Annotated in this window: 21 protein-coding genes; 9 read left to right on the plus strand and 12 right to left on the minus strand. The window is 64.7% G+C overall.

Annotated elements, in window-relative coordinates; genetic code table 11:
- Positions 1-150 precede the first annotated feature (150 nt).
- From PSET11_RS09975 to sufU, 6 genes are all read left to right on the plus strand, one after another.
- The gene (locus PSET11_RS09975) at positions 151-738 is read left to right on the plus strand and encodes a 50S ribosomal protein L25/general stress protein Ctc (protein WP_124091950.1); all 588 of its coding nucleotides are present in this window, start codon (positions 151-153) and stop codon (positions 736-738) included.
- A gap of 121 nt (positions 739-859) precedes the next feature.
- Positions 860-1,453, plus strand: a complete 594-nt coding sequence (gene pth, locus PSET11_RS09980; protein ID WP_124091951.1) for an aminoacyl-tRNA hydrolase — start codon at positions 860-862, stop codon at positions 1,451-1,453.
- A 115-nt stretch (positions 1,454-1,568) separates the two neighbouring features.
- Positions 1,569-4,304 (plus strand): helix-turn-helix transcriptional regulator, encoded by a 2,736-nt coding sequence (locus PSET11_RS09985; RefSeq protein WP_124091952.1) that lies wholly within the window; start codon positions 1,569-1,571, stop codon positions 4,302-4,304.
- On the plus strand, positions 4,297-6,936 hold the full coding sequence (locus PSET11_RS09990) for a LuxR C-terminal-related transcriptional regulator (protein ID WP_238989100.1): 2,640 nt from the start codon (positions 4,297-4,299) through the stop codon (positions 6,934-6,936). The genes PSET11_RS09985 and PSET11_RS09990 overlap by 8 nt, the downstream gene beginning before the upstream one ends.
- A 373-nt stretch (positions 6,937-7,309) precedes the next feature.
- A complete protein-coding gene (locus tag PSET11_RS09995) occupies positions 7,310-8,635 on the plus strand; it encodes a SufS family cysteine desulfurase (protein ID WP_124091953.1) in 1,326 nt (441 codons plus the stop codon).
- A gap of 12 nt (positions 8,636-8,647) precedes the next feature.
- Positions 8,648-9,097, plus strand: coding sequence for a Fe-S cluster assembly sulfur transfer protein SufU (gene sufU / locus PSET11_RS10000; protein ID WP_124091954.1), 450 nt, complete (start codon positions 8,648-8,650; stop codon positions 9,095-9,097).
- 102 nt (positions 9,098-9,199) lie between these two features.
- On the opposite strand, the gene PSET11_RS10005 is transcribed toward sufU, so the two are convergent.
- Both PSET11_RS10005 and PSET11_RS10010 read right to left on the minus strand, forming a co-directional pair.
- Complete coding sequence (locus tag PSET11_RS10005; protein ID WP_124091955.1) at positions 9,200-9,694, minus strand: DUF805 domain-containing protein; 495 nt, start codon at positions 9,692-9,694, stop codon at positions 9,200-9,202.
- Between the two features lie 157 nt (positions 9,695-9,851).
- Positions 9,852-10,403 carry a hypothetical protein gene (locus tag PSET11_RS10010; protein ID WP_124091956.1) on the minus strand — a complete coding sequence of 184 codons (552 nt, stop codon included), beginning with the start codon at positions 10,401-10,403 and terminating at the stop codon, positions 9,852-9,854.
- A 51-nt stretch (positions 10,404-10,454) separates the two neighbouring features.
- Here PSET11_RS10010 and PSET11_RS10015 point away from each other — a divergent pair, with 51 nt between their 5' ends.
- Positions 10,455-10,913 (plus strand): SRPBCC family protein, encoded by a 459-nt coding sequence (locus tag PSET11_RS10015; RefSeq protein ID WP_124091957.1) that lies wholly within the window; start codon positions 10,455-10,457, stop codon positions 10,911-10,913.
- Between the two features lie 40 nt (positions 10,914-10,953).
- On the opposite strand, the gene PSET11_RS10020 is transcribed toward PSET11_RS10015, so the two are convergent.
- From PSET11_RS10020 to PSET11_RS10040, 5 genes are all read right to left on the minus strand, one after another.
- A complete protein-coding gene (locus tag PSET11_RS10020; RefSeq protein WP_160118979.1) occupies positions 10,954-11,469 on the minus strand; it encodes an RNA polymerase sigma factor in 516 nt (171 codons plus the stop codon).
- Positions 11,470-11,471: 2 nt separating this feature from the next.
- On the minus strand, positions 11,472-12,068 hold the full coding sequence (locus tag PSET11_RS10025) for a hypothetical protein (protein ID WP_124091959.1): 597 nt from the start codon (positions 12,066-12,068) through the stop codon (positions 11,472-11,474).
- A gap of 574 nt (positions 12,069-12,642) precedes the next feature.
- The gene (locus PSET11_RS10030) at positions 12,643-12,864 is read right to left on the minus strand and encodes an SCO4848 family membrane protein (protein WP_124091960.1); all 222 of its coding nucleotides are present in this window, start codon (positions 12,862-12,864) and stop codon (positions 12,643-12,645) included.
- 3 nt (positions 12,865-12,867) lie between these two features.
- Positions 12,868-13,365 carry a DUF2505 domain-containing protein gene (locus tag PSET11_RS10035; protein WP_124091961.1) on the minus strand — a complete coding sequence of 166 codons (498 nt, stop codon included), beginning with the start codon at positions 13,363-13,365 and terminating at the stop codon, positions 12,868-12,870.
- A 42-nt stretch (positions 13,366-13,407) separates the two neighbouring features.
- Positions 13,408-14,916, minus strand: coding sequence for an SDR family oxidoreductase (locus PSET11_RS10040; protein WP_124091962.1), 1,509 nt, complete (start codon positions 14,914-14,916; stop codon positions 13,408-13,410).
- 157 nt (positions 14,917-15,073) lie between these two features.
- Between PSET11_RS10040 and mfd the strand changes: the two genes are divergently transcribed.
- Together mfd and PSET11_RS10050 are read left to right on the plus strand one after the other, a co-directional pair.
- Positions 15,074-18,733: a transcription-repair coupling factor gene (gene mfd / locus PSET11_RS10045; protein WP_124091963.1), complete on the plus strand. Its 3,660-nt coding sequence runs from the start codon at positions 15,074-15,076 to the stop codon at positions 18,731-18,733.
- Between the two features lie 2 nt (positions 18,734-18,735).
- A complete protein-coding gene (locus PSET11_RS10050) occupies positions 18,736-19,554 on the plus strand; it encodes a metal-dependent hydrolase (RefSeq protein ID WP_203415949.1) in 819 nt (272 codons plus the stop codon).
- A gap of 69 nt (positions 19,555-19,623) precedes the next feature.
- Here the strand turns inward: PSET11_RS10050 and PSET11_RS10055 are convergent, their stop codons facing one another.
- From PSET11_RS10055 to cobA, 5 genes are all read right to left on the minus strand, one after another.
- Positions 19,624-19,863, minus strand: a complete 240-nt coding sequence (locus PSET11_RS10055) for a hypothetical protein (RefSeq protein ID WP_124091964.1) — start codon at positions 19,861-19,863, stop codon at positions 19,624-19,626.
- Positions 19,864-19,915: 52 nt separating this feature from the next.
- Entirely contained in the window at positions 19,916-20,626 is a 711-nt protein-coding gene (gene deoC / locus PSET11_RS10060; protein ID WP_124091965.1) for a deoxyribose-phosphate aldolase, read from the minus strand.
- A gap of 70 nt (positions 20,627-20,696) precedes the next feature.
- Positions 20,697-21,527, minus strand: coding sequence for an FAD-dependent oxidoreductase (locus PSET11_RS10065; protein WP_124091966.1), 831 nt, complete (start codon positions 21,525-21,527; stop codon positions 20,697-20,699).
- A 190-nt stretch (positions 21,528-21,717) separates the two neighbouring features.
- A complete protein-coding gene (locus PSET11_RS10070) occupies positions 21,718-22,866 on the minus strand; it encodes a uroporphyrinogen-III synthase (protein ID WP_124091967.1) in 1,149 nt (382 codons plus the stop codon).
- Positions 22,867-22,880: 14 nt separating this feature from the next.
- Positions 22,881-23,915, minus strand: coding sequence for a uroporphyrinogen-III C-methyltransferase (cobA, locus tag PSET11_RS10075; RefSeq protein ID WP_124091968.1), 1,035 nt, complete (start codon positions 23,913-23,915; stop codon positions 22,881-22,883).
- Positions 23,916-23,917: the final 2 nt, after the last annotated feature.

Raw genomic sequence — 23,917 nt, forward strand, 5'->3', positions numbered from 1 at the left:
GGAGAACAACCGGGCAACCGGTCAGTAGTCTCCGTTATCGACTGGGTCTGAACTTCCTTTCTCCGGCAGGCCACCTGGCAGCCCGGCGTTGAAGGTCGCACCAGGCCTCCGCCCTTGCTGAACACCCGTTGAGAACTCAAGGAGATATCCATGTCTGAGCAGAAGCTTGCCGCAGAACTGCGCACCGAATTCGGCAAGGGCTACGCCCGCCGTGCCCGCATGAACAACCTCATCCCCGCCGTGATCTACGGCCACGGCGCTGAGCCCATCCACATCACCCTGCCGGCCAAGGCCACCACCCTGGCCGTACGCACGGCCAACGCCCTGCTGTCCCTGGACATCAACGGTGAAGAGCACCTGGCCCTGGTCAAGGACGTGCAGCGCGACCCGATCAAGCAGATCATCGAGCACATCGACCTGCTGACTGTCCGCAAGGGCGAGAAGGTCACCGTTGAGGTTGCCATCCACGTTGAAGGCGAGCCGGCTCCGGGCAACGTCCAGAACCTCGAACTGACCACCGTGTCCGTTGAGGCCGAGGCTACCCACCTGCCCACCTCGATCGTGGTCAACATCGAAGGCCGCGCTGCAGGCGAGCACATCCACGCTTCCGACCTGGTGCTGGCCAAGGGCTCCGAGCTGCTCACCGATCCCGAGGCGCTCGTGGTGAACATCTCCGAGGCAATCGAAATCGCCGACGAGGACGAGGACGACGCCGCCGCTCCCGCCGCCGCCGAGTAATCACAGGATTGATCTTGCCAGTGGCTGGATTCCCCTCCGGGAGTCCAGCCACTGGTGTTTCCAGCTGGTGCGCCGACCGTGGCAGCGCTGGCACACACGCCGCCCACCTGAGGATGAACCCATGACTGATACCTGGCTGATCGTCGGCCTTGGCAACCCCGGCGCCCAGTATCAAGGAAACCGCCACAACATCGGCCAGATGGTCTTGGACGAACTTGCGGCCCGTATCGGTTCTGGGTTTAAAAGCCACAAGGCACGGGCGCAGGTCCTGGAGGGCCGGCTGGGCATCGGTGGACCGCGGGTAGTGCTCGCCAAGCCACTCTGCTACATGAACGTCTCCGGTGGTCCCGTGGCTGCCTTGGCGAACTTTTATGGCATTGATCCCGCCCACGTGGTGGCGGTCCACGATGAAATCGATATCCCGTTCAATACCGTCAAGCTCAAAATCGGTGGCGGTGAAGGCGGACACAACGGCCTTCGGGACATCTCCAAGGCGCTGGCCACCAAGGACTACTTGCGGGTGCGAGTGGGCGTGGGCCGGCCACCTGGCCGGATGGATACCGCTGATTTCGTGCTCCGGGATTTTGGCACCACCGAGCGCAAGGAGCTGTCCTTCCTGATCGACGAGGCCGCAGACGCCGTGGACCTACTCCTCCGGCAAGGCCTCACTGACGCGCAGCAAAAGTTCCACCCGGCCAAGCCCGGGACCGAGTAACAGTCCAACTTTGTCCCCTCCACCTGCCCCGATGTTCGCGGATGGGGGTATTCTTCATGTGTGCGGGGGGCAAAGGAGCTGTACCCCGCCACTGCTTGGATGTAGGGGATAGTGCATGTCAATCGAGCCACTTGATTGGGGCCGTGGGTCACAGTCGGCTGCGGTGGCTCAACCACGCCAAACCGGTCCACTTCCCAGCGCACCAGCGTGGTCGGCCTCGGCTCGCAGCGGTACCCTCGAGGCTGCGGTCGCTGCCCTGACCCGTGCCAACTCCTTGGGCGTGGTGATCACCGGCGGACGGGGGGTGGGCAAATCCTCCCTGGCCAGGGCCGCCGTGACGGAGTTGGGACCGGAAACCTATTCTTTGCAGCTCCGCAGCAGCCCGCTGGGTCCTGAAACTCCGTACGGCTGCCTTTCATTCTTGTTGGCCAGGCTGCCGCAGGCGTACCTAGGCTCGCCCACCGCTGTGCTGCGGGGGATCACTGCACTGATCCGCAGCGATGCTGCCGGCAGGCCCTGCGTCATCACCCTCGACGCCACAGCTCGGATCGATGACCTGAGTGCCGGCGTCTTGCTCAATGTCCTACTGACCGGCACCGCCAAGGTGGTGGCTGTGTCCTCCTGCACCAGCGATCTTCCGGTGGATTTCCACTGGTTGTTGACAGAGCGCAAGCTCACCGAGGTGCGGCTGGAAAACTTGAATGAAGCCCAGACTCGGCAAGTTCTTTTGTCCCTCCTGGGGCACCGGGTTTCGGCGCCCTTGGTGAATACCTACCATCGGCTGGTGGGCGGTAACCCGCTGTTGCTCAAGGCCCTGGTCGCCGAGCAGCAGCACGTGGGAAACCTGGTGCTCTCGGACGCTGTGTGGACACTGCGGGACAAAGTGGTCTTGGCCGGCGCCGCCAGCCTCGATGACATCGTCAGGTCGCGATGGGCGCGTGAAACGGCCCAGGCGAAAGATGTCATCGAATTACTGGCCTGCGCCCGCCGGATCGAGCTGCACCGGCTGACCGCCCTGTACGGAACGGAAACCATTGCAGACATGGAGGATGACGGCCTCCTGGAAGTGGAAGGCTCCGACCGCCGCTGGGTGAGCCTGCGGGAACGGTACATCGGTGAGGTGGTCCGCACCTGGCTCAGCATTTCCCGCCGTCGGGAGCTACGCACTGTCCTGCTGGCGGGCCACGAGCCGGACCCCACTGCGATGAGCGCACCGGAGCTGCTCGACTTCGCCGCCTGGACCAACGAATGCGAGACGGACCTTGGTCCTGCACTGGCGTTGGCCGCAGCTGGTGCAGCGGTCCAACTGTTCGACCCGCGCGCCGCCCTAGCCTATGCTGACATGCTGCCCCGGACCGATTCGCGCTGGATTCCCGCACAGCGATGGAAAGCCGATGCCTATTTGCAGCTGGACCTTCCTCTACAAGCCCTGGCCGCACTCGAAGCCATCACCGAACGCGAACTGGCGAGTCTGGAAGAAGAGGAATATTCCCGGGTCATCGCCGCCCGCGCTGCGGTGATGCTGTGGATCCCGGAAAAAATCCAGGCCGTACCTGCAATCCTGGCCACCGCCAAGAAGCGCTTGGCTGCAGCCAGCCAGGGCGCAACCTGGCCACAATCCGATGCTGTTGCCGCAAACCGCCTTGCGCTGGTGGATTTCGAATACCACGCGTTCGTAGGCGACTACACTGCCATCATCCCGGACCTTGAAAAAGCTGCCGACCCTGCCCTGAATCCGGATACTGTCTTCCGGTTACGCGCAGCCATCATCCTCATGACAGCGCTAGCCTTCACCGGCAGGGAGATGGACGCGCTCCACCTCATGCGGCGGCTTGGCAGCCAACTCAACGACTCGTCGGAAAGCGTCGGGCTCCGCGAGCGCTTCACCAAGGACGCTTTCTTGCTGCTCCTGATGGCCGGGCAGTGGCGTTGGTGCATCGACATCCTTGGCACCGCAGCCGTGGGCGATTCCACGCGTAAATCGGAACTGGATGCTGCCCACGAACTGGCCATCGGGACCGCCTATGCTTTTTCTGGGCGCGGGACGGAGGCGCTCGAGCCACTGATCTCGGCCGTTGCCCAGTTGGAGATCCACTCGCTGCAGGGCGCCCTCCGGGGGGCCTACGCGGCAACGTCGCTGGCCTACGCCCAGACGGGCAACGCGTCGTTGGCCAAGAAGTACCTGGCTAAGTATCAGTCATCACGGGGCAGGGCGAGCTTCGCGCTGGAATCCGTCATCACGTTTTGTGCCCATACGGCGGGGCGGTGGCTCGGGGACGCGGACGCCGCCGTCGTCCTGAAAGAGACGGCGCGGCAGCACTTCGGTGCCGGACGCTACACCTTGGCCGGGCTCTTCCAGCTGGCCGGCACCGTCAACGGCTCCGACGCCGACTACAAATTTCTGGAGGAAATTGCCGGCTACCGGCAGGGTCCGCTGGCAGAGGTTTCCCGACTCATTGCCGTGGGCACCCGCACCGGGGACGCCGGAATCCTTCTTGCTGGCGGCGATATCGCTGCCAGTTTGGAACTGGAAGCACTCGAGGCCAGGTGCATGGCCTTGGCCGTGGACTTCGCCCGCCAATCGGGGGACGCCGCCACAGCCCGCAACGCACAGGCCAGGCTCGATATCTTGGCCACCACCGTGGCTTCGCTGCCGATTATTCCCACGAGTGGCAGCCCGCTCCTGACCAATCGGGAGCGCCAGATTGCCCGGCTTGCCGGCCGTGGCGCATCCAACCGCGATATTGCCCTGGAAATGGGCGTGTCAGTCCGAACCGTCGAAGGCCACCTTTATCAGGTCTTCACTAAACTCGGCGTAACTTCCAGAGGTGATCTGACTGGACTTGTCTGAGGGCTCCACCACCAAAACTGCGTACCGCGCACTGCCCGGGCGGCGGGAGCCGCTGGACCGGATTTCGACCATCATCCGCAGTTCCAGCAACCAGGCGGTCTATCTCATTGCGGGGGCGGGTCTGGGTAAGTCCTCCCTCACGGAGGGATTGGTAGAGCGGCTTTCTGCTGAGCTGAATATCCTGAGGCTCCATGGCAGTGCTGCGCTTGCGGCCGTCCCGTTCGGTGTGTTGACCCCTTACACGGCCGATCTGACGGCGGAGGAATCTGTCTCTCCGGTGGCGGTGCTGCGGTCCATGTGGTCTTTTTTTGAAAGGGTGAAGGCCGGCACCGGTGCTCCGGTGCTGTTGGTGGTGGACGATGCGCACTACCTCGACGACGCCTCAGCTGCCGTGGTGGCTGACCTGATCGCCGCGGGCTGGGCGAAAGTGGTTGCCGCTGCCAGGCCGCGGCCGGGCCTGCCGCAACCGCTGAACCAGCTCTGGTATGACGGACTCGCGGAGCGCGTGGATTTGCGGCTGCTCAACCGGGAACAGATCGAGGAGGAACTCCACCAGATCCTCGACGGGACGATTCCCGCTGCCACGGTGGACGCGGTCTGGACTGCGTCCGGCGGTAATCCGCGGATCCTCGATGCGCTATTGCATGATGCCGCCGCGGCAGGAGTCCTGGCCCGGCGCAACGGCACCTGGGTGCTGCTGGCCGACCTGCCCTTTGACGGCGAGCGAATTACGTCTGTTGTCGCCAAGGACCATCTGCGTCGCGCCCCCGAGGAACAGGAGGCGGTGAAGCTGATCGCCCTGGCCGGGCCGGTGAGCCGCAAGGCTATCGAGGAAATCTGCGGCGCAGGCGTGGTCAGGGCGTTGCTCGAACAACAGACAGTGGTGGAACAACCCACCGTCCCGGCGGAGCTCACCCTGTGGAACGGGCTGCTTGCCAGCGCTATCCGCAGCACCGTGTCCGTATCCCGCAGCCTGCAGTTACTCGAAAAGACCCGGCCGCACCTGGACGTTGAGTCCCTCCGCGGCGAGGGCCTGGGACGGTATGTGGAATGGTCTTTGGATTGCGGCCTGCCGGTGGCCGATCAATACCTGATGGCAGCAGCCAGGGAGGCGTTGCAGCAGTTCACCAATGCCAGTGCCCGGCGCATCGCGGCCAAAGTCCAGGACCCGGCACTGGTGCCAGCAGCGCAGGCCATCCAGGCCCGGGCGCTGTTCAACCAAGGCCGGTACGCGGCCGCCGCAGCCCTGCTGGATGCGTGCTGGCCCAACATGAGCCAGGACGCTGATGGTGCTGCTGTCCTTCTCCTGCGGGCAGCGGCGTACCAGGCTACGGGCCAGCCCATGGATGAATTGGTGGCGGACGTGGTGGAAAGAACCACCACTGACACTGGCTGGCCACTGGACTTGCTGCGGCTGATACGCCTGGGCGGCGAGCTGAACGCGCCAGCGCTCGCCTTGGAAGTCGAACAGTTGGGAACCGGTACGGACGACGATGCGGGCAGGCCGCTGCCCGCCCTGGCCGGCGCGTTGCTGGCCCATGCCCTGTGCACGGCTGGGAAGGCCAGCCAAGGGGTGGAAGCGGCCATGATGGCGGCCACGGAGCTGCGCGCGCTCAAGGGCAGCCTTTACTACTACCCGCAGGTGGTCCTCGGCCGCCTGGTGATCGGCTACCTGGCCATGGGGGAGTGGGAGTCTGCTGAGCGGGAAATTAACAGCTACGCCGGCGACCTGAGGCGGGGGCATGCCGTCTTCGATGGCAGCCTGCAAGTGCTCCGCGGATACGCCCTCCTGCGGCAGGGGAGGTTGGAGCGGGCCTATCAGATTCTGGTTCCCGCCGTGGAGGCCCTGCGGCTCAACGATCCGGCCCAGTTGTTCAAGTTCGGCGCGGCGCTGGGACGCCATGCTGCCGTGCGGCTGGGTTACACCGCCCAGGCCAAGCGCCTCGAAAGCGACTACCGGGACGCGGCAACGTGGGCGCCGGCCCATGATCTGCATGCGCGGGCCCATAACGCGGCGGCGACGGAATTCGCGTCCGCTGGCGCAGGCCTGGCCGAGCTGCACTCGTACGCGGAGCTCGCCAGGGCCGGCGGTAGAGTGGGAACCCAGCTTGAACTGCTCGCCATGTGCTGGGACTTGGGAGACCAGACGGTCGTTCCCGCCATCCGCACGGTGGCTGCCAACGTCGAAGGCAGATGGGCTGCCGGACTCCTCAGCCTCGCCGAGGCCTGGGACGCGGACGACGCCGACACCCTCCTCAGCGTTGCCGCCAGCCTCGAAAAGGGCGGCTTCGTCAATCTCGCCCGTGACGCGTACGGCCGGGCAGGGGCTCGGTTCGAGGCTGCGGGGGAGCGACGCCGTGCCCGGCAGGCAGTGACCCACCGCGAGCGTTGCGAGCTTGAACTCGGGGAGCGGTACCGGGAGGGGAAGTTCATTGCGGCGGCTCCTGCCGTCCACCTGACCCGCCGGGAGCAGGACATTGTGGGCCTCGCCGTTACGGGAATGACTGATCGTGAAATCGCCCAGCACCTCATGGTTTCGGTCCGGACCGTGGAGGGGCACCTGTACCGGACCTACGTCAAGCTTGGTGTCCGTAGCCGCGAAGAGCTGGAGTCTGTCTTCCCGCAACACTGAAGTTCGGCGCCGCTGTGGGTACTACCTGCCACCCCAGTAGTACGCCTAAGAAAAAGCGAGTACCACCTACTCGTGCAGCGGCCAGCCCCGCCCGGTTTACTTAGAGAGGCAGGAAAACACCGGGCTTGTACGCTCGGTTGATTCCGGCCAGCATGGTCTCTCTCGCTTCCGGTTCCTTCGTTGAGCCGGACACAGACGGGGCCGGCGACGTCAGAGTCTTTCTGAGACCGAGACTCTCCCCCCAGCCGTCGCCGGCCCTACTCTTTCCGCAGGCGCACAGCCCGGATAGTTTTGGTGGTCGCAACGGCGCGGCCACCATTACTGCGTTATGGGACAATTGGGAGTCAACCACTGGCCTTCCAAGGAGTCTGTTTTGGCTGTAGTTTCAACGCCGTCCACCCTCGAACGTGCGCAGCCGGCCATGGACAACGCCGAAGTCCGCCGCATCCGCAACGATTTTCCGGTGTTGAACCAGACCGTCAACGGCAGCCCGCTGGTGTACCTGGATTCCGGGGCCACCTCGCAGAATCCACTCAGCGTGATCGAAGCTGAGCAGGAATTCTACGAACAGCGCAACGCTGCAGTCCACCGTGGCGCACACCATCTGGCGGTCGAGGCCACCGAAGCCTACGAAGACGCACGCCAGACGGTGGCGGACTTTATCGGTGCCCGCTACGAGGAGACCATCTGGACCTCCAACGCCACCGAGGGGCTGAACCTCATCAGCTATGCCCTTTCCAATGCAGCGCTCTGGGCCGCCCAGGGCCGCGGCGATTCCCAACTCAAGGAACTCTCGCTCGGGCCCGGTGACCAGATTGTCGTTACGGAGATGGAGCACCACGCTAACCTCATCCCCTGGCAGGAGCTTGCCTTCCGCACCGGCGCCACGCTCCGGTACCTGCCGATTGACGACGCCGGTGCCCTCCAGATGGACGCGGCGCAGGCCATCATCACGCCGCGGACCAAGGTCCTTGCCTTCACCCATGCCTCCAACGTCCTGGGCACCATCAACCCGGTGGCTGAGTTGGTGGCGTTGGGCCGAGCCGCAGGTGCCCTGGTGGTGTTGGACGCCTGCCAGTCGGCGCCGCACCTGGCGCTGGACGTCAAGGCTTTGGACGTTGACTTTGCAGTGTTTTCTGGACATAAGATGCTGGCCCCCACAGGTATTGGTGTCCTCTATGGCAAGCAGGAGTTGCTGGACGTTCTGCCGCCCTTCCTGACCGGCGGTTCCATGATCACCACCGTCACCATGGAACGTGCTGAGTACCTGCCCGCGCCGCAGCGCTTTGAGGCCGGCACGCAGCGGATTTCGCAGGCCATCGCGCTGGCTGCAGCCGCCAACTACCTCTCCGAGACCGGCCTGGATCGGATTCATCAGTGGGAGGCCAGCCTTGGCCAACGGATGGTTGCCGGATTGGAAGCAATGCCGGGTATCCGTGTTCTGGGACCAGCCGCAGGGCAGGAACGGATTGGCCTCGCCGCGTTCGATGTGGCCGGCGTGCACGCCCATGACGTGGGGCAGTTCCTTGATTCACGCGGCATCGCCGTCCGGGTGGGCCACCACTGCGCCCAGCCGCTGCACCGCCGCCTGGGCCTGACGGCCACCACCAGGGCCAGCGCCTACCTCTACAACACCACCGACGATGTGGATCAGTTCCTGGCGGCCGTAGCCGGCGTCCGGTCCTATTTTCGCGCCTAGCAGGGACACACCATGAGCCTCGACCAGCTGTATCAGCAAATCATCCTCGACCACTCCAAGCTTCGGCACGGCAGCGGTCTCGCCGACACCCCGGCACCGGCCAATGCCAGCACCGGCCAGTCGCACCAGCTCAACCCGGTCTGCGGGGACGAAGTCACGCTGCGACTGGCAGTGGTAGACGGAACCGTAACCCAGATCGCCTGGGACGGCGCAGGCTGCTCGATCTCCATGGCGTCAGCGTCCGTGCTGTCCGAACTGGCCGAGGGACTGACCGTGGCCGAAGCGCACGAGGTCATCGACAGCTTCCGCGAGGTGCTCCGTTCCCGCGGAAAAGTGGCGGCCGATCCGGAACTGCTCGGTGATGCCGCAGCGTTTGAGGGCGTTGCCAGGTACGCGGCACGGGTGAAGTGCGCCATGATTTCCTGGGTGGCGGCGGAAGACGCACTGAACCAGGCCGCCTGACCGCTGCAGGCAGCCAACCAGAGGAACTCAGGCGGCCACCCACGACAAAGCCCGGAACATCAGCTGATGTCCCGGGCTTTGTCGCGGAGAGTAAGGTCCAGGCTAGCGCGCGGCCGTTTCGTCGAAGCGTTGGCCCGCCGGGTTTGACGGCAGGATCGTCAGGATCAGGACAGCGAGGTTGCCCAGAACGGGAATCAGGTTCAGGAGGACGAGAAAACCGCTGAGGTTGGGATCGTGCAGCCTGCGGACTGTCAGGGCGATGGAAGGCACGATCGTTGCCAGTCCCCACACGGCGGCCAGTACGAAGCCAACCACGGCAACCGGCCCGTACGACGGCACTGCGCCCACGGAGGTGAGTGACACGGTGGTGCCCGCATTGATGATGATGTTCAGGACAATGCTGATGGCGATGGCTACGAGTGCCCACCACCAGTACTCACTGCGGCTGGCGCGACCTGAAACCGTGGCGTACTTCTTGAAGAAGCGCCGCACGGCGACGGGAAATGGCGCACCGTAGTTGGGCGCCCACAACGGAGGTTCTCCGCCATTGAAACCAGGCTGTGTTTCGGATGTTTGTGGATACTGCGGATAGCTCAAGGGTTCCCCATTTGTCTCGAGTGACAAGACCCGCCAATCGTACTGTTCCACTCGAATAAATCCCCTGTTCAGGGCGCGAATTTGCTTTCAGTTCACGGAATCCACTACGTTTTCCGAAATACGATACCCGTGCGCACTTTTCCTGCGCAGCCGAATATCAGGGTGTGCCAGAGTCGCGTGTCAGCGCAGCTTCGAGGACGTCCAGTAATTCGGGTGTGGAGGCAACCTCGACCGTGCCGGAATCGGCGTCGAGGGTCAGAATTTCCTGCCCAAGATCAGTGATGTACTTCCGATCGGTGCCGTTGGCTTTCCGTCGTTCTCCATGGATTGCCTGAACCGCGATGGTGCGCGGGGCCCCTAACGGCACCAAATCGTCGTAGACGACGGGCTGAAAAACCAGGGATCCAGAACTGGGAGTGGCAATCCCTTGATTCCAGATGGTGCTCAGGGATCCGCTCCGAGCGTTGGGGTAGCGGAGGTAGACCATGAGTTTCTTCTCCTTCGCCAGCCGTTCCCGGTTCTTGCGCGACTTACGAAGCGAGAAAGATGCCAGGAGCCAGTACAAGAGGGTGTAGAAGAACGCGCTAACGAGAGTCCCCACTACGTCGCGATTGTCGAAGACGAGCCAGATGCCCGCGCCCACCAGCATGAGCGCAAAGTAAGCGATAGCAAGGGCGAGCCTGGGGTGCTGTCGAACCCATGTCCTCATGTGCGCATCCTCTTTTGCTGCCATTAGCGACGGGACTGCAATACTTTGACCATGGTCGTCTACTTCGAGTGCATCACAAAGACCAGCACCCCGAGAGAAGAGATGTTCGACCGTGCCCGGAACATTGATACGCATCGGGCCTCTATGGCGAAGTCGCGTGAAGAAGCCATTGCGGGCACAACGACCGGACTGATCACGTTAGGTGAAGAAGTGACCTGGCGGGCCTGGCACTTCGGCGTTCCGCTGCGGATGACGAACCGCATTACAGCTATGCAGGCACCCGAATACTTTATCGATGAACAGGTCAGGGGACCGTTCAAAACGTTTCGGAACGTGCACGAGTTCACTGCGGATCACACGGGATGCACAATGATTGACCGCATTGAATTCCAAGCACCATTTGGCCTTCTTGGCCAACTTGCCGAGAAATTGGTGCTGACCAAATACCTCCGCAAGCTCATCGAAGAGCGGAACAGGCACCTGGCCCTTGTCATCGCGGCAGACACATGAACATGTCACCGTCATGCAAGAGCACCGAGGTGGCCTGGTGTCATCGGTGGGTGAGGTGCTGTTCGATTTGTATTCGGAGTACCGTGCGCGCACGGTGGTATCGGCTGCGGACGGTGCCTTCTTTCATCTTCATGATTCGGCTTACTTCGACTAAAGAAAATCCGTCCCAGTGAACGAGTCCGATGATGTCTTGGTCGACTGCGTCCAGTGACGCAATGGCTCGGTGGAGCGCGTCGTGTTCGGCAGTGTCAGAGAAGCCGGGGCGGGGGGTTGCTGAAAGAATGCTACGAAGCTTGTCGGAAATGGCTCGTTGCCGAAGTGCCCGCCGACGATAGTGCATCAGCACGTTTCGGCCAATGCCGAACATCCATGGCCTGACTTCCGTGTCTTCTACGGGAAGGGCTGATGCCCGACGCCAGAGGACCAACAGCGTCTCGGCGAGCAGATCGGCTGCATCGTGTGGTTGATCTACCCGCCGCGCAAAGTATGCGAGCAGTGCCGGAGCATGCTCTCTGGTGGCGTTCTCGACACGCGCCGTTCGGATCTCGGTACCCATGTTCACTTTGCTTCTGGAGCGCAAGTCATGCCCCATGCGTCGACTGTGCGGTCCGTGCTATGCCCACCACCATTGAGCCAGTTGATCCCCGGAAAGGTTTCCTTGGCGAAGTGTTGGAGTTCGACAGCAAGGCTTCCGTTGACGCGGGCTTCCCCTTCTGGATCGTCAGTACGATTGCCGGCCGCGTCGTAGAGACGCTGACCGAGCCCTGCCCAGTCGTGAGCGTAGATAGCGGAATCGAGCTTCGCGATGTCTCCAGGGCTGGGATTCCTTAGCTCTATCCATGCCCGGCAGGTCTCTTCGTGACCCGTGCCGGTCACCCAAGTGACTGGGATCGGCTCGGTACTGCGGACGTTCTCAAGCGGCATGCTCACACCGCCCCAGTGAGACATCATCACGGCCGCCGTGCCCGCACCCGCGGTCACTAAAACTGCGGCACTCACGACCGCCGGAAGCACCCATCGAGGTCGGAGAGCGCGCCTCTTGCTGACGCGGCTCGGCACTGTCACGGCAGCCATGTGTCGCGCTTCTAGGTCTGCCGCCTGCGGCAAAGGCTCAGTCATCGACGAGAGTTGGTCATCGAGGTCGGTTGTACCCATGGTGTCTCCTTGGTGTTTTACCTACTCATTCCCACCACTCCGCGATTCGTTGCGAATTCGCAAGACATTTCGAGGGGCAATAGACCTTCCAGACGGATTCAGATTGCACGCTGAGGCGCAGGGTGCACCTTAGCGGATCCAGCCTCAGGCTGCCGAAGTGCGGCCGCCTGCAGGCACGCCCGGACATGGCAAGGACCCAAGTCCTCATCTCCGAATGCTCCTTCTGCTGGTGAAAGCGGCCTTTGCCCGTTTGAGTGGCCGGAGCAGGACCGCTCAAGCGGGGTGGGCTCCCGTGGTTTCATAGGGACATGAAGAATTGGGTGTGGGGAACCATTGGAACGGTCGTTTTGGTATTTGGGCTTGGTCTCAGCGCTCTGGGATTCTTCCAGCCCGGCCTGGAATGCGCCGAGGATGACGTGTCTGCGGGTTGCCCCGCAACACCGACTTTCGCCGTGATGTCTGCGGTGGGAATTCTGCTGATTCCGGCAAGTATTCCGTTGCTCATTCGAGCCGGAAGAACTCAAAAGCTTCCGCTGGAGGCAGCCGGGAAATTCGGCCGGCTGCCTGGAGCCGACTAGCCCACCAGGCCCATGATGCCGATGATTGCCGTGGCAACGCCGAGGACCAGGGAGATGCCCACCAGCACCACGTGCACGGTCAGGAACCGGGTCGCTTTGCCGTTCGCATCACGGGCCCGGCTGTCCTTCATGACGCGGCGCAGGAACTGCGGCCACACCAACAGGGACCAAGCGCCGGCGATGATCAGGATGAGCGCGGCGAGAACGGGAAGCTGCATCGTCTAGTGGCTTTCCAGCCAGGCCTGCGCCTGTGTGGCCTGCAGGTTCAGCGCCTTGGCCACCATGGGCTCCGCAGCGTCGGCAATCTTGCTGCCGAGGAACGGAATTGAGGACTTCACCGCGCCCTCAAGCTCAACCCGGGTGCCGCCGTCGGCCGATACCAAGCGCTGCACAGCGTCCACATCGACAGGTGCGCCACTGATCTTGAGGGAGATGCTGCTTTCCCGCGAACCGTCGGCGGCCGGCGCAGTCCAGTTCTCCACCTGCGTGACCTTAAGGCTTTCACCCACAAACTTCCGGGCGATCTCCGGCAGGCGGGTGGTGGGCAGGGTGCGGACCGAGGTGGCCGTGAAGGGGCCGGCCACCTCGCCGTCAAGCACGAACGATTCCAGCGTGCCACCCACCAATTCGCTGACGTGGCGCTGGAAGTCCTCGTTGACCAGCACGGATGCGACGTCGGCGACGGGGTGCGGCAAAGTGGTGACGGCGTTCAAGGCCATGGGTCCTCCTGGGACGTGGGTCGGTCGGGGTTCCCCAACATCCTAAGGGGTGCCGGTTGCCTGCTCCGCATCGACGATCTTCTTCGCCGCGTCCGTGATGTTCCGGGCCATGGCGGGGAAGATCAGGCTGTGGAAGGGCAAGACTGCCAGCCAGTACAGCCTGCCGCTGAGTCCCTTCGGGAAGAAAATGGCGCGTTGCCGGTAGGTGCTGCCCGTCCCGTCCGGCGTCACCGACAGTTCCAGCCAAGCCCGGCCAGGGGCCCGCATTTCGGCGCGCAAGCGGAGGAGCGAACCGCGGTCAATCTGTTCCACCCGCCACCAGTCCACCACCTCACCTGCGGCCAAGTTCTTGGGGTGGCGGCGGCCACGGAGCAGCCCGGCGCCGCCGGTCAGTTTGTCCAGCCAGCCGCGCACCTGCCACGCGAGCGGCAGCGAATACCAGCCGTTGCGGCCGCCAATGCCCTCGATGATGGTCCACACGTGTGCCGTGTCCACGCTGCTGTGGAACTCTCGCTTGTCGATGTAGACCTTATGCCCGGCCCAGTCCGGATCGCTGGGCAGCGGATCGGCCGCCACGCCGGCGTTGGCCCAGGTGGTCTCCACCTGCCCGTCGCGCTCCTTACCCAAGGCCAAGGCGACGGCCGTGCGATAGCTGGTCAGGCCGCCGTCGGGCAGCGGAACATAGTCATCGATGTCGTGTTCATTGGACACGGCGTCATGCTGCAGCGACTGCACCAGCGGGACCGCCATGGACAGCGGGATGGGAGTTGTGAGTGCGACCCACATTCCCGCCAGCTTGGGTGCCGGAATGGGCAGGGCCAGGACAAAACGGTGCGGCAGTCCCGCCTCGGCGGAGTAGGCCTGCATCATCCCCGCGTAGGTCAGGACTTGGCGGCAGCCAATGTCGAACGTCCTGTTGATCGTCCCTTCGAGGGCGGCCGCGCCCACCAGGTAGTGCAGGACATCCCGGACGGCGATTGCTTCGATTCGGTTGCGGACCCAGCTGGGTGCCGGCATCAACGGCAACGTCTCGGACAGGTGCCGGATCATTTCAAACGACGCCGACCCGGAGCCAATAACCACCCCGGCCTGGTACACGATCGAGTCCACGCCGCTGTCGAGGAAGACTTGGCCGACTGCTTCGCGCGAGCGCATATGTGTGGAGAGTTCCACACCGCTCGGGTGGAGTCCGCCCAGGAACACGAGGCGGTCCACGCCGGCATCCTTCGCGGCGGTTGCTGCGGTCTGGGCCATGGTTTTCTCTTTTTCCTCGAACCCGGCCCCCGCCGCCATGGAGTGGACCAAGTAGTAGAAAACGTCGACGCCGGTCAGCGCCTCCCGGAGCGCTGCACCGTCGTCGAGGCTACTCGCCACCACCTCAACGTCATCACGCCACGGCGTGCCAGCGATCTTGTCGGGGGAGCGGACCAACACCTTCACGGTGTGGCCCGCCTCGAGCAGCTTGGGGACCAGCCGGCCGCCGATGTAGCCGGTGGCTCCCGTGACCAGCACCGTCTTGCCGGGTGTGGACGTCGTGTTCGATTCGGACATGGTGTCTCCTTTTCGCCTGCGCAGATGCTGCCTCCCTCCACCCTAGCCCTGGACTGTCGGTGCTGCGGGGTAGGCTGGGAAGACCTGAGATTCGAAGAGAATTTCGGGTTTTCGTGTTGCCTGCCTTCTTCCTTTTCCACCACAGGAGTTTCTTGCCATGAGCCTTGTTGGGCCCCCCACTGCTGGTCCGTCCCTGGACGGGTTGCGCCGCGCACTGGCGCCGGATCAGTCCTTCTCCCGGGTCAGGGCTGAAGCGGCTCGCGGGTTCGCTGGGCGGGGGCAGGACTACCAGGTGAGTGCACCGGCTGGGCTCCGGCCGGTGCTGCTGGCTGAGATGGTGGACGGGCTCGCGGCTGGAGAGTTGGACGCCCCCGGAGTCGCGGGCCCCGGCGTCGTCCTGGCCGTGACGGCCACCGGCCGCGAAGCCGAGGACCTGTGCGCCGCGCTGCGGGCCTACCTGCCCGCCGATTCGGTGGCGGAATTTCCCAGCTGGGAGACCCTGCCGCACGAACGCCTGTCGCCCCGGTCGGACACCGTGGGGCGTCGGCTGTCTGTACTGCGGCGCCTGGCCCACCCCGACGACGCCGGCGCCTCACCGCTGCGGGTGGTGGTGGCACCCGTCCGGGCAGTGGTGCAACCGCTGGTGGCCGGCCTGGGCGACCTGGTGCCGGTAAGCCTCAAAGTTGGTCAGGAGCGACCCTTCACCGACGTAGTCCGCAGCTTGGCGGACGCCGCCTACGCCCGGGTTGACATGGTGACGCACCGCGGCGAGTTTGCTGTCCGCGGTGGCATCCTGGACGTCTTCCCGCCCACCGAAGACCACCCCATCCGGGTGGAGTTCTTTGGCGATGAGGTGGACCAGATGCGCTGGTTCGCCGTCGCGGACCAGCGCTCGCTGTCTGCTCCGGGCGTGCAGCACCCCACCGAACTGCACGCCCCGCCGTGCCGGGAAATCCTGATCACGCCCAGCGTGATGTCCCGGGCCGCCACCCTGAAATCCCAGCTGCCGGCCGCCGCTGACATGCTGGAAAAGATCGCTGGCGGCATCACCGTCGAAGGCATGGAGTCCCTGGCGCCGGTGCTGGTGGACTCCATGGTGCCGTTCGTGGACCAACTGCCCGCAGGTTCCATTGCAGTGGTCATCGAGCCGGAGAAGGTCCGCGCCCGGGCGCACGACCTCGCGGCCACCAACGAGGAATTCCTGGAAGCGGCGTGGGCCACCGCGTCCGACGGCGGGGCCGCACCCTTGGACCTCAGCTCCCAGGCCTCTGCCGCCCTCCATTCCGCCAGCTTCCGTTCGCTAGCCGAAACCCGCAGTACAGCGTTGGAACACAGCGTATCGTGGTGGTCCATCACCTCCCTCGCCCAGGACGCGGAGCTCCTGCCGGAGATCGACGTCCTTAACCTGCACGCCCGTGAGCCTCGCGGCTATCAGGGCGATGTCGCCGAGATGCTGGACTTCGTGGCCAGCCATGTCCGGGACCAATGGCGGATCGTGGTGGCCACCGAAGGCCCCGGCCCAGCGCAGCGGCTCGCCGAACTCTTCCACGACGCCGATATCCCGTGCGCCCGGGTGGACAGCCTGGACCACGAACCCCAGGCCGGCATCATCGAGGTGACCACAGCCGCCGTCGGCCGCGGTTTTGTGCTGGACGGGCTCAAGGTAGGCCTCCTCACCGAAGCCGACCTGCTGGGCCGCACCTCCGCCGGCTCCACCAAGGACATGCGGAAGATGCCGTCCAAGCGGCGCAATGCCGTTGACCCGCTGCAGTTGCTGGCCGGAGACCATGTGGTGCATGAACAGCACGGCATTGGCCGGTTCGTAGAGCTGATCCAACGCAAAGTTGCAGGTGGGGGTGAGGGCGTCCGGGAATACCTGGTCCTCGAATACGCGCCGTCCAAGCGCGGCGCGCCGGGGGACCGGTTGTTCGTACCCACAGACCAGCTGGACCAGGTCACCCGCTACGTTGGCGGGGACGCGCCGGCGCTCAGCAAGATGGGCGGCGCGGACTGGGCCAGCACCAAGTCCAAGGCCCGGAAAGCCGTCAAGGAAATTGCCGGCGAACTCATCCGGCTGTATTCGGCCCGGATGGCCTCGCGCGGGCATGCGTTCGGCCCGGATACGCCGTGGCAGCGAGAATTGGAAGAGGCCTTTCCGTACGTGGAGACGCCGGACCAGCTGACCACCATTAACGAGGTCAAGGCGGACATGGAGCGGGAAATCCCCATGGACCGCTTGGTCTCTGGCGACGTGGGCTACGGCAAGACCGAAATTGCGGTGCGCGCAGCGTTCAAGGCCGTGCAAGACGGCAAGCAGGTCGCCGTGCTTGTGCCCACCACTTTGTTGGCGCAGCAGCACTACGAGACGTTCACGGAGCGCTTTTCCGGGTTCCCGCTCCGGGTCAGGCCGCTCTCGCGCTTCCAGAGCAGCAAGGAATCCAAGGAAACCGCTGCCGGGGTGAAAAGTGGCGCCGTTGATGTGGTGATTGGTACGCACCGGCTGCTGTCCAAGGACTTCGAGTTCAAGGATCTGGGCCTGGTGATCGTCGATGAGGAGCAGCGCTTCGGCGTCGAGCACAAAGAAGCGCTCAAGAAGATGCGGACCAACGTGGACGTGCTGGCCATGAGTGCCACGCCCATCCCGCGAACCTTGGAAATGTCGTTGACGGGGATCCGTGAAACGTCCACACTGGCCACCCCGCCGGAAGAGCGGCACCCGGTGCTGACGTACGTGGGCCCGTATACGGACAAGCAGACCTCCGCCGCCATCCGCCGCGAGCTAATGCGCGAGGGCCAAGTGTTCCTGGTCCACAACCGTGTGTCCAGCATCGAGCGGACGGCCGCCAAGATCCGTGAGCTCGTGCCGGAAGCACGGGTGGAAGTGGCACACGGGCAGATGTCCGAAAGCAGGCTGGAACAGATCATCGTTGACTTCTGGGAGAAGCGCTTCGATGTACTGGTGTGCACCACCATCATCGAAACCGGGCTGGACATCTCAAACGCCAACACCCTCATTGTGGACGGCGCCGACAAGTACGGACTGTCCCAGCTGCACCAGCTTCGGGGCCGGGTGGGCCGGGGACGCGAGCGAGCATACGCTTACTTCCTCTACCCGTCGGAGAAGCCACTGGGCGAGGTAGCCCTAGAACGCCTCAAGGCGGTTGCTGCGCACAACGAACTTGGTGCGGGCATGCAGTTGGCCATGAAGGACCTAGAAATCCGCGGTGCGGGTAACCTGCTGGGCGGGGAACAGTCCGGGCACATCCAGGGCGTGGGCTTTGACCTTTACATCCGCCTGGTTGGCGAGGCCGTGGCTGACTTCCGGGGCGAGGCCGAGGAAAAGGCCGCCGAGATGAAAATTGAGCTACCGGTCAACGCGCACCTGCCCCACGACTACGTGCCGGGGGAGCGGCTCCGGTTGGAGGCCTACCGCAAACTTGCCGCGGCGCTTACCCACGAGGCCATCGAAGAAGTCGTCGCGGAACTGGTGGACCGCTATGGCGAGCTGCCACTGCCGGCACAAAACCTGGTGGCCGTGGCAAAGTTCCGGGTGGGCGCACGGGAGGCAGGGCTCTCAGATGTTGCCTTGCAAGGCAACTTCATCAAGTTCTCCCCGGCCAACCTGCCCGAATCCAGGGTGATGCGGCTGACCCGGATGTACCCTGGATCGCAGCCGAAGCCCGCCCTCGACGCAGTGCTGATTCCCAAGCCCAAGACCGCCCGCATTGGTGGCCGGGACCTGCAGGACGCCGAAATCCTGGAATGGGCCAACGGCGTCATCAGCAACATCTTCGCTGACCAACCCGCAGCGGGCTAGCCATGATGGGAGGTCACCACGCCGCGTCGGGAGCCGCGGCGTGGGTAGCTGTCGCGTCCACGGGCCCGTACACGCTGGGCTGGTATCCGTTGGATGCCACCGGCATCCTGATCGGTGGGATGGCTACGGCCGGCACAGCACTGATCTGCGATTGGGACCACCGATCCAGCACCGTGGCGCACGCCCTACCGCCGCTGTCCAATGCCATTGCCCGCGGCATCGAAGACATCAGCGGCGGCCACCGGCAGGGAACCCACTCCCTGCTAGGCGCGGCAGCATTTGTGGGGCTGTCGGCACTTGCAGCCCAAGTCCACGTAGATACCCAGTGGGGGCAGCTGTCGGTGGGCGCCGGGCTGCTCTGCATGTTTTTGATCAACATCGCGGCTAAGGCGTTGAAGCTCTTCCCCAAGAACGGCTTCATCAGCAACTGGATCTTTGCGCTCCTGATGGCTGGGCTGGTCACCGTCTTCGCCCCGGAGCAGTGGACTTGGCTACCGGTCTGCATGCTTATCGGGGTGATGGTCCATATTGTGGGGGACATGATTACCACCGGCGGCGTGCCGTTGCTCTGGCCGATCGTGATTCGACCGCCCAAGGCGCTGCGCAAGCTGCCCCTGCTGCGGCAGGTGTGGCGGGCCAACGGCGCACTGTCCGTGCCGCTCCTGGGCCGGGCGGGGTCCAAACGGGAATGGCTGATGCTGATTCCCGTGAGTGCCTACGCCATGGTGGGACTGACCATGGCGGCATGGTCCATCGCGGAAAGTAACTGGGGCAGGGTGGTTGACCTGGCGGCGGAGGCGTGGACCCGGCTCTGGCTCTGACCCCTTAACCGAGTAGCGGGGGCTGCAGCTTTGACCCCTCAAAACTGCAGTTGGCGCTACCTCGTTGGGTTAGACCTCGCCTGCGGAGTCCGAGCGTCCCGTGATGGTCTGCGGGAGCCAGAAGGCGGCGGTGAAGAGGACGAGGCACACGGCCATGGGCCAGGGGTTGTCAAGCGTCAGGAAGGACAGTGAGTAGATCGATCCCAGGAACAACGCCATATAAAAGACGAAGAGGACGATGCTGCCCGCCAGCGCGTTTTCGTTCTGGGGCGTCTGGACCGTCTTCTGGTCCGCTGTGTTGCTGGACATAAGTTCCTCCTCGGCCCGCGGGGGCCAGATCTGTGGCTGCTGCCGGAGACCGTCAGTAAGCAGAAGTTCCCTGTTCACCCTTGACGATTGCGATTCCGGAGCTGGCACCAATACGTGTTGCACCTGCAGCAATCATAGCCTGAGCGTCAGCCAGGGACCGCACGCCGCCGGAGGCTTTGACCCCCAAGGACGGGCCAACAGTACGTCGCATCAGGGCGACATCCTCGGCCGTGGCACCGCCACCGTTGAAGCCTGTTGAGGTCTTCACGAAATCTGCTCCGGCCGCTACGGCAGCCTCGCAGGCGAGGATTTTCTGGCTATCGGACAGCAGCGAGGTCTCGATGATGACCTTCAAGATCGCGCCGCTCGCGTGCACGGCCTCGGCAACAGCAGCGATGTCTTCCACCAGGGCGCCCTTGTCGTCGGCGCGGGCAGCGGCAATGTTGATGACCATGTCCACTTCGTCGGCGCCGTCCAGCACGGCCCCGCGGGCTTCGAAGGTCTTGACATCGGTGGGGGTGGCGCCGAGCGGGAACCCCACCACGGAGCAGGTGAGCACGCCAGAGCCCTGCAGGGCGTTCTTCACGGTCTTGACCCACACGGCGTTGACGCACACGGACTTGAAACCGTACTCGGCGGCTTCGGCACAGACTCGCAGCACCTCAGCCTCTGACGCTTCCGGCTTCAGCAGGGTGTGGTCAATGTACGTGGCGATGCCCCCGGCGGTGGCCGGGCTGGCAGCAGTGGTGGCTTCGTTGCTCATGAGGATCCTCTCCAATGGCTTTGTGGGCCGGTGGTCGTGTCGGCACCATCTTAGCCAACCCGCAGAGGCATCAGGCGGCAGTCAACAACTGGGTGGCGCAGGCGCCTGCTGCGGAGGCTGAGGCCACCACCAGTCCCAGCCGAACGCCGTCGAACGCTGCAGCGTCACCAATAGCCCAAATCCCCGGGACAGAGGTCCGGAAGTCTTGGCTGATGACGATTCCGCCGCTGGCTGCCGTCCTGAGGCCGGCGCTGGCGGCGAGGTCGTCCCGGGGCACCCGGTCCTCGGCGAGGACCACTAGGTCGCCGTTCATGCTGCTGCCGTCCGCGAAAATGACGGCCGACGTCGGCGCCCCCGAGCCGGGCACGCCCGGTATCACGGCGGTTGGCCGGGCAGTGGTGCGGATAGGCCGCACGCCGCGGGCACGGAGTACCGCCTCGGCCTGCCCTGCGGCTGCACCGTTGCCCACCAGGATGCCCAGGGGCCGCCGGCCAAGTTCCTTGGTGACTTCGCCAACTGCCTGGGCGATGCGGCTGGCGTCGTCAATCGTGGCGTAGCTCAGGCACTCGGCTGCGCCTTCGACCGGCGCTGACACCGGCGCGGACCCGGTGGCGATGACCAGGTGGTCGTAGCCAAACTCCAAGCCGTCGGCGGTGGCAACGGTGCGCTGTTCGGCGTCGACATGGCTAGCCGGTTGGCCGAAGCGGACCGAGACCTGCGGCAGCAAGGCCAGTTCGATCAGTTCCGCGGGAGTGTCGTCCAGATTGCTGAGCACCGTGATGGAACCGGTGAAGGGGCTGTTGCTGATCTGCCGGACCAGGGCCTGGGCGGCCGGTCCGGCACCGGCAATGACGATGCGGGGAGCGGAGGTGGTGGACGGGTGGGGCGCCGGAGCGGACATGAGAGCCCTTTCAATGCTGGCCGTGACAAGCTGATGACCCCAGCCTAGGGAACTGTTTTTACCGCTGTGTTTCCCCGCCATTGCCGCTCTGCGCACCGATGATCACCAGTATTTACCAGCCGGTAACAAACTGGGTGACCCACACCTCACTCCACGGCTACCGGACACATAACCAATGCCGCGCACCACCTTAGAGCCGGATCCGGTAGCCCCGCTTCACCACCGTCTCCACAAGTTTGCCGTCCGGGAGGGCCGAGCGCAGCCGGCTCACGGTCATGTCCAAGGCATGCACCGAGCCGCGCAGTTCCAGCAGTTGGGACAGCGATTCCCGGGACAGGACAGCACCGCCCGCACCCAGCAGGGCCCGCAGGAGCAGCAGGGGCGCTGGCGCCAGCTCAACAGCTTCGCCGTCGATCCGCAGCATCCGGCCACGCAGTTCGACGCTGCCGCTGCTGGTCTCCAGGCGACGCACATGGTTCAGGGCCAGGTGCTCGGTGACCAAGCGGATCAGGGCTCCCATCCGGAACCGTTCCGGGACCAGCGGGCTGATTCCGGCGTCAAGGAGCGGTTGCGCGGTTACGGGGCCCACGACGGCGGTGGTCACAGTGGTCTTCAGGCTTGCGACGAGCTGTTTGTAAGCACCCATTTCGTGGGCTGTGCTCCAGAGGGCGTCGACGGCAGGGGCGCTGGTGAACGTCAGGACGTCCAGGTTTCCGCTGATGACGGCCTCGATAAGACGGGGGAGTTTGTCTTCGCCCTCCGGCCGCACCCAACGGTACGGCGTTACGGTCAGGACGGTGGCGCCGGAGAGCCGTAGCCGCTCGAGCTGCCGGACGTCGGTGTAACCGTGCAGCTGCACGGCCACGGTCTTGCCTCGCACTCCTTCTGCCAGGAGCATGTCCACCAGGGTGGCGGTGGTTTCGTCGCTGCTGATCCCGACGTCGGCCAGCCCGGCCGCGCGGACAGCGCCGCGCGCTTTGGGTCCCCGCACGAACATGCGGCACGCGCCGAGCGTTGCCAGGAGTTCCTCGCCAATCCCGAAGGTGTCTGCGGCCTCGCACCAGCGACGCATGCCGTAGGCGGTGGTGGCCACGCAGAGGTCAGGCTTGGCGGCGATGATGGCCCGGGTGTCCTCAATCAGGCGCATGTCCTCCTGGACGGGCGCGATCTTGAGGGCAGGAGCGTGCAGGACTTCGGCGCCGCGGCGTTCCAAGGCATCGATGAGGTCTCCGGAGCGACGGTCCGAGGTGACCCCGATGCGGAACCCCTCCAGGGGTGACTCCCCGGCGTCGGGCCTGATGTCGGCCTGGACGGGTTCACTGGGTGCGACGGCATTCATGGGGGACAATCCTTTCACGAACCCAGCAGCGACGCTGCGAGCAGGTCGAATTCGGCAGTGGCCTGGGCGTGTCCGTTGTTGGCTGCGGCCACCCGGACCACCTCGCCGATGACCAGGACGGCCGGGTTGCTGCAGCCGGCAGCTGCGGAGGTGATGGTGCCGAGGTTGGCGAAGGTGGTTCGCTGGCCAGGGCGGTAGCCCCGTTCCACCACCGCCATGGGCATGTCGGCGCGCATGCCCGCTTGGCGGAGGCCTGCAGCCAGCTGGTGCAGGGTGCCGATGCCCATCAGCACCACGATGGTTCCGCCCAGGCCGGTGAGGTGCCGGTGCTCGTCGGCGGTCAGCGGAGCGTGCCCGGAGACTACGGTGAACATGTGGCTGACCTCGCGGTGCGTCACGGGGATCCCAGCGGCGGCCGGCACGGAGATGGCGCTGGTCACTCCCGAGATCACCTGGACTTTGACGCCTGCCGCCACGCAGGCAGCTACTTCCTCGCCGCCACGACCAAAGACGTAGGGGTCGCCACCCTTGAACCGGACCACGTTGTTTCCGGCCAGGGCGGCATCCACCATCAACTGCTGGATGTCCGTCTGGCTCACCTTGTGGTGGCCTGGTTTCTTGCCCACGTCCACCAGTCTGGCGGTGGTCAGCACCGGCAGTTCCTGGTAAGGAGCGAGGCGATCGTAAAACACCACGTCAGCGTCGCGCAGCGCCTTCAAAGCCGCCAGGGTCAGCAGGTCGGTGCTGCCGGGGCCGCCGCCCACCAGAGTGACGTGGCCCGCCGCGCCAGCGGCCGGTTCGCTGGCCACGGGGACGCCGGCCGCCCGATAACGGGAAAGGACCGGCTCCCAGCCGGGCTGGCCGTCGTCGACCGCTGCCACCAGGAAGGGACGGGCCGGCAACCCGGCGCCGGGGCCCAGATACGCTGGGACAGGCAGGTGGAAGACCACCGCGCCGGCTGACTCGTAGCGTTTGATGGCCTGCCGGGCAGCCGTGGCCGCGCCGGTCACCAGGACGTGCTGGCCGGTGAGATCGATGCTGAGCTGCATGG

It is taken from the genome of Arthrobacter ulcerisalmonis (assembly GCF_900609065.1).
GTDB classification, from domain to species: domain Bacteria; phylum Actinomycetota; class Actinomycetes; order Actinomycetales; family Micrococcaceae; genus Arthrobacter; species Arthrobacter ulcerisalmonis.